Below are 14,779 nucleotides of genomic sequence, written 5' to 3'. Positions count from 1 at the left end.
AAAACTGTGCAGCGGTTTTGCGATAAAGACATGTGCCAGATAGGTCAATTCCAGTCGCCGATCGATGCCTGAATGACCGCAAGGGCTGCGACCGCAGCCGTATCGGCCCTGAGGATACGCGGCCCAAGCGGGATGGGGGTGACGAAGGCAAGGCTGCGCAGCAGCTCTCTTTCCTCTTCGGAAAACCCGCCTTCCGGGCCGACCAGAAGAGCGATTTTGCGTTCCTTGATGGATTGCAGGACAGGCAGCGGATTTTGGCCCGCGTCGCCCTCGTCGCAATAGATGATCCGTCGATCCTGGGGCCAGGTCTCGAGCATGTCTTTCAGTTTCACCGGCTCGGCCACGTCAGGCAACGACAGGATGCCGCATTGCTCGGCGGCCTCGATGGCATTGGCGCGCAGTTTTTCGGTATTGTGGATCTTCCCCTGCACATGCTGGGTCATGACCGGCTGCAAAAGACCGGCCCCCATCTCGACCGCCTTCTGCACCAGATAATCCATGCGTCCGACTTTCAGCGGCGCAAACAGGTAGTGCAGATCCGATGCCGGCGGCTGGGGCCGTGTCTGTTCCAGAGGGATAAGGATGATCTTCTTGCGGCTCGGAAAGGAGAGTCTCGCCTTCCATTCGCCGTCGCGGCCGTTGAACAGCAGGATTTCCGCGCCATCGGTCATGCGCAGCACATTGGCGAGATAATTGAACTGTTCGGTCGTCGCTTCCTGCGCCGCGCCCGCGACAAGCGGGGTTTCGACGAACAGGCGTTGCATCCGGAAATTTGCGCGCATGGGACTTTTCTGTTTCAGCGTCAGAGAAAGAGGAAGGACATAAGCCAATATAACAGTGCTGCAAGCGTAGCACTTGCGGGAACGGTTACCAGCCAGGCGGCGATGATGGTCATGAAGTGGGATCGCCGGACGAGATAACGGCGGCGTATCTCGGAAGGATTGTCCAGATATCGATCGGCCCGGCGGATTTGACTGGTGCCGGCCTGGACGAGTTCCTGCCGCCGTCGAGACGCCTGCGTGTACCATTCGCGGAAGAAGCCGACGCCAAACACGGCGCCGATCGCCGTATGGGTGGTGCTGACCGGCAGGCCGAAGCGTGATGCGACGAGAACCGTCAGAGCCGTAGCCACGGAAACGCAGAAAGCGCGCATCGGGTTGAGCTTGGTGATCTGTTCACCGACAAGGCGGATGAGGCGCGGGCCATAGAGAAGAATACCGCAGGAAAGCCCGAATGCGCCGACCAGCATCACCCAGAGCGGCGCGCGGGCGGACGTCTCCACTGCCTCGTCGTGCAGCGCACGAACGATTGCCACCACCGGGCCGATGGCGTTCGAAACGTCATTTGCCCCATGCGCAAAGGACATGAGGCCAGCCGCAAGAACGAGCGGCCACTGAAACAGCGTTCGAAGCGACTGGTTGCGGTTTTCCAATCCCACCGATTGTTTGCGGATGATCGGCACGCACAGCCGCCAGGCGACGAGGCCGGTCAAAAGCCCGATGCCGCTTGCATGGCCAAGCGAGACATGCACGATCTGCCTCAGCCCCACCCAGATGAGATAAGCGGTGAAGACCCCGGTCATGATGCCGATCAGAACAGGAACCCAACGCTTCGCGGCGTCGATCTTGTCCTCCCGGTAGATGATGAATTCCTTGATGAAGGCAAGGAGGGCGATGGCGATGGCCGCGCTTATAAAGGGCGCTAGAACCCAGGCAAAGGCGATGCTGCCAAGCGACAGCCAGTCGACTGCCCGGATGCCATAGGCCGCCATTCCAGCCCCCGCAACGCCGCCAACCACCGTATGGGTGGTGGAAATCGGCGCTTTCGTCCAGGTCGAGATATTGACGAGAAGACCGGCGGCGAGAAGGGCAGACAACATAGCCCAGGAAAACACGGTGCGGTCGGGAATGGTCTGGATGTTGATGATGCCGCTGGAAATGGTCTCGACGACGTTGCCGCCGGTGATCAAGGCACCCGCGATTTCGCAGATGGCGGCGATGATGAGTGCCGCTGCAAGCGGCATCGCCTTGGCGCCGACCGCCGGGCCGACATTGTTTGTCACATCGTTCGCGCCGATGTTGATTGCCATATAGGCGCCGATGGCAACGGCTGCGATGATGATGACGGCGCCCGCCGTGCCCGTGACGAAGGCGCCCGCAAATATCGCCGCCAGAACAACGAACATCACCCCCGCACCAAGGCCGGCAAGCTGCTGCGTGACGTGCAGCGTCGCCTCTTCGACACGGGTGATCTTCTCGAGATCCTTGTCGAGCGTCGGCTTCATGTTCGGTGGCGGCTTTATTGCCATTCAGACCTCGTTCGCCAGCATTCCCATTCGTCCGGCAATGTCGCGGGCTGAAGGCAATTTACAGAAAGACTGTTACATCTCGCACATCTTTCCAAAATGAAAGACAGTAAAAGCCATGTTGGAAAAACAAACTGCAGATTGCCACTATTCGGGCGTCGACGCTATTTCGAAAGCGCCATCCGCTTGTCGAAAGTGAGCATGAGCGCTTTCAGTTCCGGCTCGTTGACCCGTTTGGCGGCCTCTTCGGGAGTGACCCATTCAAGCCGTCTGGAATCCTTCTCGGGAAAGCTGTCTTGCAGCTCCGCCACTTCGAGCAGATGTACCTGAACCTTGCACAGCACATTGATGCCGCTGTTCAGCTTTTTCTCATACTCATAAAAGCCGAACGGGGCCTTATCCACCCTGCCTTTGACACCGGCTTCCTCGTAGGCTTCCTGTTCGGCAACGGCATGCGCCTTCTTGTTGGCCATGGGCCAGCCTTTGGGAATGACCCAGCGCCCCGTATCCCTGCTTGTCAGCAAAAGGACTTCCGGCTCATGATGTTTTTTGGACGATCGATAGCACAGCGCTGCATATTGCTGTCGCGGCGGTCTGCGCAACATCAAGCCTACATCTGTCGCCAATCGATTCAAAATCTTCAATCCGTGTGGATCCTTCTTCGCCTGTTAGTCGTAACTGCTAATATAGATATCCTTTATGTCCCGCCAATCCCCTCTCACGCATAACCCACGATTGTCTTCATGCCGTTGAAGATCGTAGGCAGCAGGGGATGTGGCAGGGGTGCGAACGAAGGCTTTGCCCGGTACGTAACCGTCAGCGACCGATCGCGGAAATACTGCATTTTTTCTGTTTTACGCTATTCAGAACGCAAAACCGCTATGAATTATTGCCGGAACTGCGTTGGCCAGTGTGCAATCCCCAATTCTGGAGACCTTCGATCACACCGTCAGCTTCGGTCGCGCGCGAGAGGAAAAAACGGCTGTCATGGTTCGCCAGCGAAAGAAGCTCCGGCAAGGCATTGCCAACGATCACACCGCGAATACCATTCAACTCGAACATCGCCCGATCATTGCCAGTATCGCCCGCAACCACTGATTCGTCGAGACCAATGTGCAGTTGTCCACATAACCACGCCAATGCCGCACCCTTGTCCGCGGCCTTGGGTAATATGTCGAGGTCGCGGTTGCTGGAATAGACGATCCGGGCATCGATATCCGCCGCAACGAGCGTGTCTTCGATATCACTGAGCGTCTTCTCATCCGCACCATGCAGGAACCAGCTGGATTTGAGGCCATGCTGATAGCGTTCCGCCTGCATGGTCACACCCGGCAGGCCGGCCATGACATCGGCGATCTTTTGCCGGTCGAAACCCGTACCGAGCGAATGCGTATAGGCGCTTTCAAGCTCGCCCCGCTCTCTTGCGTGCAGCATGGTGCCGACCCCGCCGATAATGTAGTCGGGCCTCGGCAAGGGAACGTCTTCCAAGAGGGCGAGCTGGTCATCGACCAGCCTGCCGCTATTGAAGACCAGAACCGGGCGAAGATCGTCCGGCAGCGAATGCCAGAAATCGCGGAACCGGCGCGTAGCGGCGTTATCGCCGACGACGGTTCCGTCGAGATCGGTGGAAAACAGGCGAAGCGGTTTCAATCGCCGTCGTTCCATGGCTCTGCCCAATCGGATTCTTCCAGAACCGGCATCAGCGGCCTGCCTTCCACCAGCGCCAGCAATTGCTGCGCGATTCCCGTCCAGGTGAACAGGCTGCGCGCCTTGTGCGCCCCCATGCGGGAAAGCCGCCCATACAGCCGCTCGTGCTTGAACGGCTTCATCATGGTGATGCCAAGGTCTTCCTTATCGAAAGGATCGGCAAACAGCGCGTGGCGGCCGTAGCTGACGGCGCGGAACAGCCCGCCGTGGATGGTTACCACGGTCGGAGTTCCGCTCGCCATCGCCTCGATTGCGGTCATGCCGAATGGCTCGTAACGGCTCGACAGAACGAAAAGATCGGCTGCCCGGTAGATATCAGGCAAATCCTCGTCCTCGACGTAGCCGGAAAACGCCACCTTGTCCTCCAGCCCGAGCGATTTGACCCGCTCTTTCAGCTGATTGAGAATGGTGGTTTCCTGCTCGTCCATATTCTCGCCGCCGACGGCCAGATGAAGGCGGGCTTCAGGTTCGCGCGCCGCGAGAACCGAGAAGCCGTCGATCAAAAGGTCGTAACCCTTGTTGGTGGCAAGGCGTCCAAGCGCCAGCACCACCTTGCCCTCGAAACCGAAACGCTGCCGGATCATTTGCCGCGTCGCATCAGAGACGGGGAAGAAGCGGTTGTCGTCATAACCCGGCGGGATCATGTGGATGTGCTTGCGCTTCAGACCGTAATCCTCGATCAGGACGTCGAGTTGCACCGGCGTCGTCGCAATCACCATGTCGCAACTGCGATAGATGATGAGTTCGTGCTGGATACGTTCCTTGAAATTGAACTCAAGTTCGAAGGTATCGGCCTTTTCCGGGTAATCGGTTTCCATCTGGCGTTTTTTCCAGAGGCCGAGCGAATGCGGCGTGTGCAGATGCGGGACTTTCAGCGCCTCGGAAAGCCGCTGCCCGGCAACGCCCGCATCCCAGTAGTGGCTGTTGATGAAAGAGTAGTTGAGGTTGTTTTTCTTGATGAAGCGCAACGCGTTTTCGCACCATTCCATCAGGTGGCGGTGCAGATATTCCTTGGGAATGAAATCGCGCCCGCCGCAGGGAATGCGCACCACGCGGACGCGCTCGTCAACCTCGTCGAATTCCGGCTGGTCTTCGAAGCGGCGGGTATAGAGATCAACGGTGTAACCGAGCTGGCCGAGTTTGCGTGCAAGCTCAAGCACATAAACCACTTGTCCCCCGGTGTCCGCTGCGCCGAGTGGCGGGTGCGCGGCGACATAGCCATGCGTCGATATGAGAGCTATCCTTGGATAGCGTTCAGTTTCGCTCGTGGTCGTCATGGGTCCCATCTTGGTAAATTTTTCCAATTAACCCCAGAAAAAGACCAAAGAGGACAAAAGGTTCCATAAAATCTGAAGAAAAGCGATGCCGCATTTCGTCTGAAGCTGTTTTCAGGCGTTGCGCTGCTGTTGTCGCAGGCGTGAAATCCGGTCCCATTCCCTTGCCTGATGCGCCTTTGATGTGGTGTCCACGATGAAATCGATATGGGTTTCCGCCGCAGCCCTTGCCCCTGCCGCATTACCGCCCGCAATGGCCTCGTGGATGGCGATATGCTGTCTCAACACCTCGTCATGCGCACCTGCGACACTGAATATGAGATGGCGGTTATAGAAGATGTCGTCGCTCAAGAGCCGGTAGCAGGACCGCAATGTGTGCATCAGCACGATATTATGTGCCGCCTCGCCGATGGCGTTGTGAAATTCCACATCGCTTGCAAGTTCTTCTTCGAAGCGGCCAGCCTCATGGGCCTCCCGCATTTTTTCGACGATAGCCGCAAGGTTGCGCCTGTCCGGTTCAGTCGCCCGCTGTGCCGCAAGTTCGGCGGTCATGCCTTCGATATATCGGCGATATTCCAGAAAATCCCGCGTTGCGCGGCTGTGGCGTGTGATCAGCGCGCTCAAGGGATCGGAAAATACCGGACCGACAATATCCGCCACGTAAGTCCCACCGCCGTGCCGGCTGGTGAGAAGGCCGCGCGTTTCGAGTTCCTTCAGCGCTTCCCGCAGGATTGGCCGCGATACATCGAGCTTCTGCGCCAGTTCACGCTCGCCGGGCAGCCGGTCGCCATCCCGCAATATGCCGTCGAGGATGAGCTCCTCGAAACGTAAGATCACCTCCTGCGATGTGCGGCTGTGCTCTATTCGGGCGAACAGTGTTTCGTCCATCGCAACATTCTCCGGCGAAATCTCGCCCCGTATTCGATGAGGCAAATTATCAGCGAAGCATCGCACTGGTCAAATATTCTGTCCAGTTCTGCCGTAAGCTCTGCGCCATGCCTGCGGCAACACGGCACCTGCCTTTTTAAACTGGCTTTTGTTAAAGCACCCGCACAGGGTGGTAATGGCGGGTTTTCTCCGTCAGGTGCATCAAAACAATTACATATGCTTCGATTGCGGTGTCGTCATCGCGATGGATGTTCTAGATAACCGGCGAAACAGGCGGGGACGATATCGCAATGGCCAAGGGTAGATTTGCTTTCGCAAGCGCGCCGGAAAGATCGCTGGCTCTCGGCGAGGTTCATGCGCGGCCGACCGTGCTTCTCGCGCCGTCGCGCATCATCGTCCAGCTTGCCTTTATGATGGATGGCGGTTCTGCCGTGCATCACTCGGTCATTGCGGAAATGTCGCGCAGCCGGGGTGTCGCGCCGCCGGAACGCGATGCCCGCCACCATGCCATGCCCTGGGGGCAGGGCACGCTGCGCTGGGAGCGGCATACCGAATTCTCGACATGGTTCTGGGATGGCCCCGCGCCGGAAAAATTCGGCGGCGATATTGTCGGCGATCCGTTCGGCGACGGTTTTTCACCACCCGGCTCCCTGATATCAGGCATACGGCTGGAAATCCGTCCAGATGGCGCAACGGCCCCCAACGCGGAGACCATGTTCGAGCCGACGAGCCTCTGTTACAGCGACGTGCGCGACGGGCAGGCGGCGATCCTCACCGATTTCCGTCAGGATCGCGACGGGTTGACGCAGATATTGGTGATCGACCGTGGCTTGAGCGATTACAGCCGCGGTGCGCTGGTGCAGCGGTTGCTGGATATCGAGACCTATCGCACGCTCGCCATGCTCGGACTGCCGATGGCGCAGACGCTGTCGCCGGAAATCCGTCGCATCGAAGATGGCCTGACGGGAATCACCCAGCGCATGAAAAACGGCGCGCGCGACGAAGCCGATGCGCTGCTGGCGGAGATGACCCGGCTTGCGGCGGAACTGGAAGCCAATGCCGCGCTCAGCCTCTATCGTTTTGGCGCCAGCCGCGCCTATGACGGCATCGTGCATGAACGTATTCGCGCGCTTGCGGAAACGCCGGTTCAGGGGCACGAGACCATGGGCAGCTTTCTGGAAAGGCGTCTGGCGCCCGCCATGCGCACCTGCCAGTCGGTCGAGGAGCGGCAGGCCAACCTGTCGCGCAAGCTCTATCGCGCCACGGCACTCGTCAGAAGCTGGATCGACGTGGAACTGGAACGGCAGAACACGGTGCTCCTGAACACCATGAACAAGCGCGCCGCCATGCAGCTTCGCCTGCAGCAGACGGTGGAAGGCCTGTCCGTCGCCGCCATCTCCTATTACGTCGTCGGATTGATCGGTTATCTCACCAAGGCGATCAGCCACGACGTGCTGCCGGTTGATCCCGCCGTGGTCACCGGTCTTTCCGTTCCCTTTGCCGTGCTCGGCGTCTGGTGGGTGGTGCGCCGCATTCGCCGCTCCCATGTCGAGGGCGGGCACTGAATACCGGCGTCAATCATGCTCCCAATAGGGTGAGGGGCCGTAAAGTCCGGCGAGATAGTCGATGAACAGCCGCACCTTCGCGGGCAGGAACTGGCGGCTTGGATAGACCGCCGACAGCGTGACGTTTCGCGATCCCTCATAGCTGGGTAGAACCTGCACCAGCCGGCCGGCGCGCAATTCGTGGCCGATATCCCAGGTGGAGCGCAACGCAATTCCCAATCCCGATATCACCGCCTCGCGGATCACTTCGCTGGAATTTGTGACCAGCATGCCTTCCGGGCGGATGCTGAGCGCCCCGCCCGGTCCTTCCAGTCGCCAGATATCGTTGTTATGGGCCGGCAGGCAACGGTGCTTCTTAAGGTCCTCGATCGTCGCCGGCATGCCGTGGGCAGTGACATATTCCGCCGAGGCGCATAGCACGCGGCGCACCGGCGCCAGCCGGCGGGCGACGAGGCTTGAGGAATTGAGATCGGCGATGCGGATCGCCAGATCGTAACCGCCTTCGATGATATCGATGAATTCGTCGCTGAGCACCAGATTGACCGACAGGTCCGGGTGGCGCTCCATGAACGTCTTCAGATGCGGCGCAATATGCATGCGACCGAAGGAGGTGGGAGCTGAGATTTTCAGCGTGCCGTTGACGGTGTTGGCGCGCCCAGACACGAAATCCTCGGCATCCTCCAGCCCTTCCAGCACGGCAAGTACCCGTTCGTAAAAGCCTTGGCCCGCTTCGGTCAGTGAGATCTGCCTTGTCGTGCGCTGGAACAGCCGTGCGCCGAGCTTTTCTTCCAGCCGCTTGATACGCTTGGAAATAACAGCGGGCGAATAACCAAGCTCCTTGGCGGCAAGCGACATGCTGCCGGAGGCGGCAACGGTTGCGAAGACCTCCAGATCGCCCAGATTTGTCACAGTTGCCTCCCGATTATTTCCAGAACGGAAAAAATCCTTAGCATTTGATTGCGCTCCTTCAAAGTGGTAAAGAAACAATACCACTTGGCAAGACGTGCATGGAGGAGGGGGCGGTGACGCAGCCGATCAAGTTTCTGGAGCCGCGTGCGGCGGTTTTATCGAGCCGTGACCGCATTATATCCGATCTGAAGGATATCCTGGCCGAGGACTGTCTCGTGCACGAGCCGCGTGAGCTCGTGCCTTTCGAGACCGACGCTTTCGTCTCCTACCGCCGCCTGCCGCTGGCCGTCGCCTTGCCGAAGACCACCGAAGAGGTCGCAGCGGTACTGAAATATTGTCACCGTTACGGCATTCCTGTCGTGCCGCGCGGCGCGGGCACCTCGCTTTCCGGCGGCGCCATTCCGCAGGAAGATGCGGTGGTGATCGGCCTTTCGAAGATGTCCGCGATCCTCGAACTCGATTTTTACAATCGCACGGCAAGGGTACAGGCGGGCGTCACCAATCTCTCCATTTCCGATGCGGCCGGTGCGGAAGGCTTCTTTTATGCGCCGGACCCAAGCTCGCAGCTTGCCTGCACCATCGGCGGCAATGTCGGCATGAATTCCGGCGGTGCGCACTGCCTGAAATACGGTGTCACCACCAATAATCTGCTCGGCGTAAAAATGGTGCTTGTCGATGGCACGGTGCTGGAGCTGGGCGGCAAGCATCTTGACGCCGCCGGTTACGATCTTCTCGCCCTCATTTGCGGTTCGGAAGGCCAACTCGGCATCGTCACCGAGGCGACGGTCCGGCTCATTGCCAAGCCGGAGGGCGCGCGCCCGGTACTGTTTGGTTTCGAAACTTCCGAAGAAGCTGGCTCCTGCGTAGCCGATATCATCGGCGCGAGCATCATTCCTGTCGCCATCGAATTCATGGACAAGCCGGCAATCGAGATTTGCGAGGCCTTCGCCAAGGCCGGATATCCGCTGGATGTCGGCGCGCTGCTGATTGTCGAGGTCGAAGGCTCGGAGGCGGAAATGGACGCCATGCTGGCCGATATTGTCGCCATTGCGAAAAAACACGGCGTGAAGACGGTCAGGGAATGCCAGTCGGCCATGGAGGCCGCGGCGATCTGGAAGGGCCGGAAATCCGCTTTCGGCGCAACGGGCCGCATCGCGGACTATATCTGCATGGATGGCACGGTGCCGCTTTCCCAGCTTTCCTATGTGCTGAAAAAAACAAGCGAAATCACCGACCGCCTCGGCCTTCGCGTTGCTAATGTCTTTCATGCGGGCGATGGCAACATGCATCCGCTGATCCTGTTCAACGCCAACGATCCGGAAGACGCCGCCAGGGCCGAAGAGGCGGGCAATGAAATCCTGAAGCTCTGCGTCGATGCGGGCGGTTGCCTCACCGGCGAACACGGTGTCGGCATCGAAAAACGCGACCTGATGCGGCACCAATATGCCGAGGCTGATCTTGCCCAGCAGATGGCGGTTCGCGCTGCTTTTGACGAGGGTTGGTTGATGAACCCTTCCAAGGTGTTTCCGCTGGAGGGGAGGGGATGATGTACTTTAGGTTTGTAGCCTTGGTGGGTGCGGCTCACCCCTCCGTGCCCGGCAGGGCAGAGGAGGGTATCTCTTGCTCGGAGCGCACCCCATGCTGACCCCCTATGCAGAAACCCAGGTCGCCGACATCATCCGCGACCACACAACCCGAAAAACTCCGCTGAAAATCATCGGCGGCAACACCCGCTCCGGTTTCGGCAATGCGGTCGAGGCAGATGAAACGCTTTCCTCCCGCGCAATGTCTGGCATCATCGCCTACAACCCCGCAGAAATGGTCATGACGGTCAAAGCAGGCACACCGCTCGCCACCGTCGAGGCCGCCCTTGCGGAAAACCGGCAGATGATGGCCTTCGAGCCGATGGACCACCGCCCGATCATGGGAACCACAGGCGAGCCGACCATCGGCGGCGTCTTTGCTGCCAATGTTTCCGGCCCGCGCCGTTATGTGGCTGGTGCGGCGCGTGACAGCCTGCTCGGCATCCGTTTCGTCAATGGAAAGGCGGAAGTCATCAAGGCGGGTGGCCGGGTAATGAAGAATGTCACCGGGCTAGATCTTTCGAAGCTTCTGGCGGGTTCACACGGCACGCTCGGTTTTCTCACGGAAGTAACCTTCCGCGTGTTGCCGAAACCGCCAGCGGAAAAAACCGTGGTTGTCTCCGGTCTGGACGACGAGGCCGCGACGCGGATCATGGCGGCAGCGATGGCGATGAGCGTCGAGGTTTCCGGTGCGGCCCATCTGCCGGAAAGCGTTCGCTCCCATTTCATTGCAGGCGCGCTGCCGGAAGGTCCGGCGACAATCCTGCGGCTGGAAGGGCTCGGGGCTTCCGTCGAGGCGCGCGCGGCGAAACTCCTTTCCGTCATGGATCGGGTTGGCCCATGGGCGCTGCTGGAAGGCGAGGAGAGTGCTGTTTTATGGCGGCAGGTGCGGAATGTCGCGCCCTATGCCGGGCAAGATGCCAAACCGCTCTGGAAAGTCTCGGTCGCGCCGAGCGAAGGCCACAGGCTGGTTGCTGCCTTGCGCATGGAAGCGGGCATCGATGCCTTTTATGACTGGCAGGGTGGTCTCATCTGGATGCAGATGGAGGCGGACCCCGAAGCGGAATTGCTGCGCGGTGCCATCCGCGCGCTCGGCGGCGGGCACGCCACCTTGATACGGGCGAGCGACGCGGTGCGCGCCACCGTGCCGGCATTCGAACCGCGCCCGGCGGCGGAGGCCATATTGTCTGCGCGCATCAGGGAAAAGCTCGATCCGGCGGGCATCTTCAATCCTGGCAAGATGGGAAGGGCCGTCTGAACCATGCAAACATCCTTCACGCCCGAGCAACTGGCTGATCCGCATGTGGCGGAATCCGAAAAAATCCTGCGCAAATGTGTGCATTGCGGCTTCTGCACCGCCACCTGTCCCACCTATGTCACGCTTGGCAATGAGCTGGACAGTCCGCGCGGCCGCATCTACCTCATCAAGGACATGCTGGAAAATAGCCGCCCGGCGGACCGCGAAGTCGTCACCCATATCGACCGCTGCCTGTCCTGCCTTGCCTGCACCACCACCTGTCCGTCCGGCGTCGACTACATGCATCTGGTCGATCACGCCCGCGCCCATATCGAACAAACCTATAAACGTCCCTTCATGGACCGCCTGACCCGCAATCTTCTGGCTGCGGTTCTGCCTTATCCCGGTCGCTTCCGGCTGGCCTTGCATCTGGCACGGATCACGCGACCCTTCGCCGGTGTGCTCGCGAAGTTTCCCGCGCTGAAACCGCTGCAATCCATGCTCGCTCTCGCCCCGGCTTCCGTGCCCGCCGTTTCAGCTTCTGCCCGTCCGGGTGAACGGTCAGCCGAAGGTGAAAAGCGTGGACGTGTCGCCATTCTTATCGGCTGCGCCCAGCCGGTGCTTGACCCTGGTATCAACGAGGCGACGCTGCGTCTTCTGGCGCGGCTTGGCGTGGAGGTTGTCGTGCCTAAGGGGGAAGGCTGCTGCGGATCGCTGGTGCATCATATGGGGCGCGAGGCTGAGGCGCTCGCCGCCGCCCGCCGCAATGTCGATGTATGGATGCGTGAAATGGAAAATGGCGGCCTCGATGCCGTCATCATCACCGCATCCGGCTGCGGCACGACCATCAAGGACTACGGCCATATGCTGCGGCTTGATCCGGCCTATGCGGACAAAGCCGCACGGGTATCGGCACTCGCGAAGGACATCACCGAATATCTTGCCACGCTCGACCTGCCACAAAAGGAAAGCCAGGGCCTGACGGTTGCCTATCATTCGGCCTGCTCCATGCAGCATGGCCAGAAGATCACCATGGCGCCGAAGCAATTGCTGAAAGCGGCTGGTTTTACCGTCCGCGATCCGGCGGAAGGGCACCTCTGCTGCGGGTCGGCCGGAACCTACAACATCATGCAGCCGGAGATCTCAGGAAAGCTGAAGGCGCGCAAGGTGAGGAACATCGAGGCCACACGCGCGGATGTCATTGCCACCGGCAATATCGGCTGCATCACGCAGATCGCGACTGGCACGGAAATGCCGATCCTGCACACGGTCGAGCTGCTGGACTGGGCTTATGGCGGACCGAAACCCGCGAGGCTTTTGGCTTAGAGCGCCGTTCGCTTGTAAGGGCCATGGGACCCGACACAAGGTTCGGGCCGGTGCGTCGTTCGCTCTGCTCATCCTGTGACAAGCACAGGAGTGGGGTTTGAGGGTAGCTTGGCACCCTGTCGGAGAGCGCCCTCTATTTCCATCCCAGCTTTAGAACTTGTAGGCCACGCCGAAGTTCACCGCATTGGTCATGATATCGGTTTTCAGCTTGCCGCCATTGTCGATATCCACGTCGATAAAGGAGTAGGTGCCTTTATATTCCACGAAGGTCGACCAGTTGTCGGTTATGCGGTAGCTAAGGCCGGCCTGCGCCTGCAGGGTTGCGCCACCGAACTGGTATTCGAAGGTTTTGCCGGAAGCCCGGGTAACCTCCACATGCGGCACGTTGATGCCAACGCCCGCGCCCACGTAAGGCGTCAGGCGCCAGGTCTCCAGCGGGAAACGATAGAGCGCGTTCAGCGTCAAAAGGTTCAGGCCGTCGGTGAACTCGAAATGCGACCAGCCGGAACGCGCCAGCGTCTGGTCGTCGGCATAGACCTTGTCATGGGTGTAATCGAGCGAGATGCCGAGATTGTTGAGCTGGCCTTCCTCGAACCAGTAGGTGCCGCGCACCCCCCAATAGGCAGGGCTCGAAAATGACTTGCCTTCCCACCCCGCCCGGAAGTCCGTTCCGTCCGAAACCGTGACATCGCTGTGCGGGGCGCTTTGCCAGCCGCCGTAACCGGAAAATTCAAATTCCCCCGCGATTGCGGAAGAGAAGGAAACGCCGCTGAGCAGCAGGGCGCAAAGAATGGAAACGTGGCGCAGCATGGGGAGAATCCAGTTTGGTGTTGAGGACACACCAAACCGCTTTTTAGTAACATTTAAATGACAGAAACGAAAAACGGGCGGTCAGTTGACCACCCGTTTCAAGGCCGTTCCATCATCCCCCTGAGAGAGGTCCGGCGCCTGGCGTCCCCCGCCAAGTCTCCTTCAATCAATCTAGTAGCGATTGTACCGCTGCGGGGCATCAATTCAAGCGCGATCTGCCGTGGTGTCGGCTGCAAGTCCGCGTATTAGCGGCACCGTTGCCGTCATATCACAATGACGGTTGTTCCGACGTTCACACGCTCGTAAAGATCGGTGACATCCTCGTTGCGCATGCGGATGCAGCCTGAGGAATTGTTGCTGCCGATCGTCCAGGGCTGGTTGGTACCGTGGATGCGGTAAAGCGTGGAGCCGAGATACATGGCGCGCGCGCCCATCGGATTGGCAGGGCCGCCTTCCATGAAAGCCGGAAGGTAGTGTCCCTTCGTCGCTTCGCGGCTGATCATTTCTTTCGGGGGCGTCCAGCTCGGCCATTCCGCCTTGCGGGTCACCTTGTGTGTTCCGGCCCATTCGAAACCGGGCTTGCCGACACCGACCCCGTAACGACGGGCCTTGCCACCCGCCATGACGAGATAGAGGAAGCGGTTCGGCGTATCGATGACGATGGTGCCGGGCTTCTGAGTGGTCTGGTAGCTCACGATCTGGGGCAGGAATTGCGGGGCGATCTGCGTGCGCACCGGCGCATTCGGGCGAACGGCGGCGTTCTGTACCCGGGCCGGGCGCTGCGAGGTGACGCCGGAGCTTGGGCGCTGTGGCATGGCGGCCTGGCGCTGCTGGAAGAAAGGCTGGCGGGCTGCTGGCGCGCGCGGGTAAACCACAGGCCGCACATTGCCGCCACCAAGCTGCGTTACCCAGGGTGCGGAAAGGTCTGGACTGACGACGACAGGCGGGCGCTCCCGGTAACGCTCACCGGCTGCGGCGGCCGGGGCGGCGAAGGTGGAAACGAGGCTCAGCGCCAGAAAAACGGACTTCATCGTCATCGGGTGGACTCTCTCTGCGGTATGTCGCAACAATAGCAATTGCGGGATCATTCGCCCGCCTTGCCGGCTACGTTCGCACCTTGACGCCAGCGAATCGTAAATGGCTGTTCATTAAAAAGCGCTTGATTAGAAAAAGCT

General features: G+C 59.8%; 13 protein-coding genes. 4 read left to right on the top strand and 9 right to left on the bottom strand.

The features are described from left to right. Positions 1-44: 44 nt before the first annotated feature. The 6 genes from ASD46_RS04075 to ASD46_RS04050 form a co-directional block, all read right to left on the bottom strand. A complete protein-coding gene (locus ASD46_RS04075) occupies positions 45-782 on the bottom strand; it encodes a 16S rRNA (uracil(1498)-N(3))-methyltransferase (RefSeq protein WP_025592559.1) in 738 nt (245 codons plus the stop codon). A gap of 20 nt (positions 783-802) precedes the next feature. Further along, positions 803-2,308: an inorganic phosphate transporter gene (locus tag ASD46_RS04070; protein WP_025592560.1), complete on the bottom strand. Its 1,506-nt coding sequence runs from the start codon at positions 2,306-2,308 to the stop codon at positions 803-805. A 161-nt stretch (positions 2,309-2,469) separates the two neighbouring features. Further along, positions 2,470-2,910, bottom strand: a complete 441-nt coding sequence (locus ASD46_RS04065) for an NUDIX hydrolase (protein WP_013635535.1) — start codon at positions 2,908-2,910, stop codon at positions 2,470-2,472. A gap of 274 nt (positions 2,911-3,184) precedes the next feature. Continuing rightward, positions 3,185-3,955, bottom strand: coding sequence for an HAD-IIB family hydrolase (locus ASD46_RS04060; RefSeq protein WP_025592562.1), 771 nt, complete (start codon positions 3,953-3,955; stop codon positions 3,185-3,187). Beyond that, complete coding sequence (locus ASD46_RS04055; RefSeq protein WP_004432251.1) at positions 3,952-5,298, bottom strand: glycosyltransferase family 4 protein; 1,347 nt, start codon at positions 5,296-5,298, stop codon at positions 3,952-3,954. The genes ASD46_RS04060 and ASD46_RS04055 overlap by 4 nt, the downstream gene beginning before the upstream one ends. A 102-nt stretch (positions 5,299-5,400) precedes the next feature. Then, positions 5,401-6,174, bottom strand: coding sequence for a FadR/GntR family transcriptional regulator (locus ASD46_RS04050; RefSeq protein WP_004432249.1), 774 nt, complete (start codon positions 6,172-6,174; stop codon positions 5,401-5,403). Positions 6,175-6,464: 290 nt separating this feature from the next. On the opposite strand from ASD46_RS04050, the gene ASD46_RS04045 reads away from it, so the two are divergent. Further along, on the top strand, positions 6,465-7,739 hold the full coding sequence (locus ASD46_RS04045; RefSeq protein WP_025592566.1) for a DUF3422 family protein: 1,275 nt from the start codon (positions 6,465-6,467) through the stop codon (positions 7,737-7,739). 9 nt (positions 7,740-7,748) lie between these two features. On the opposite strand, the gene ASD46_RS04040 is transcribed toward ASD46_RS04045, so the two are convergent. Continuing rightward, a complete protein-coding gene (locus tag ASD46_RS04040) occupies positions 7,749-8,648 on the bottom strand; it encodes a LysR family transcriptional regulator (protein WP_004432244.1) in 900 nt (299 codons plus the stop codon). Between the two features lie 98 nt (positions 8,649-8,746). On the opposite strand from ASD46_RS04040, the gene ASD46_RS04035 reads away from it, so the two are divergent. The 3 genes from ASD46_RS04035 (at position 8,747) to glcF (ending at position 12,794) form a co-directional block, all read left to right on the top strand. Beyond that, positions 8,747-10,195: an FAD-binding oxidoreductase gene (locus ASD46_RS04035; protein ID WP_414889907.1), complete on the top strand. Its 1,449-nt coding sequence runs from the start codon at positions 8,747-8,749 to the stop codon at positions 10,193-10,195. A gap of 91 nt (positions 10,196-10,286) precedes the next feature. Further along, positions 10,287-11,489, top strand: a complete 1,203-nt coding sequence (glcE, locus tag ASD46_RS04030; protein WP_013635540.1) for a glycolate oxidase subunit GlcE — start codon at positions 10,287-10,289, stop codon at positions 11,487-11,489. A 3-nt stretch (positions 11,490-11,492) separates the two neighbouring features. Beyond that, positions 11,493-12,794 (top strand): glycolate oxidase subunit GlcF, encoded by a 1,302-nt coding sequence (gene glcF, locus ASD46_RS04025; protein WP_025592572.1) that lies wholly within the window; start codon positions 11,493-11,495, stop codon positions 12,792-12,794. Between the two features lie 150 nt (positions 12,795-12,944). Here glcF and ASD46_RS04020 read toward each other — a convergent pair whose 3' ends face one another. Beyond that, positions 12,945-13,604 (bottom strand): outer membrane beta-barrel protein, encoded by a 660-nt coding sequence (locus ASD46_RS04020; RefSeq protein WP_013635541.1) that lies wholly within the window; start codon positions 13,602-13,604, stop codon positions 12,945-12,947. Positions 13,605-13,867: 263 nt separating this feature from the next. Then, the gene (locus tag ASD46_RS04015; RefSeq protein WP_025592574.1) at positions 13,868-14,641 is read right to left on the bottom strand and encodes a L,D-transpeptidase; all 774 of its coding nucleotides are present in this window, start codon (positions 14,639-14,641) and stop codon (positions 13,868-13,870) included. Between the last annotated feature and the right edge of the window lie 138 nt (positions 14,642-14,779).

The sequence above is a fragment of the Rhizobium sp. Root491 genome, from assembly GCF_001427205.1.
Taxonomy (GTDB): domain Bacteria; phylum Pseudomonadota; class Alphaproteobacteria; order Rhizobiales; family Rhizobiaceae; genus Agrobacterium; species Agrobacterium tumefaciens.
The sequence above is the reverse complement of the archived record's forward strand: the minus strand, read 5'-3'. Positions and strand labels throughout refer to the sequence as shown.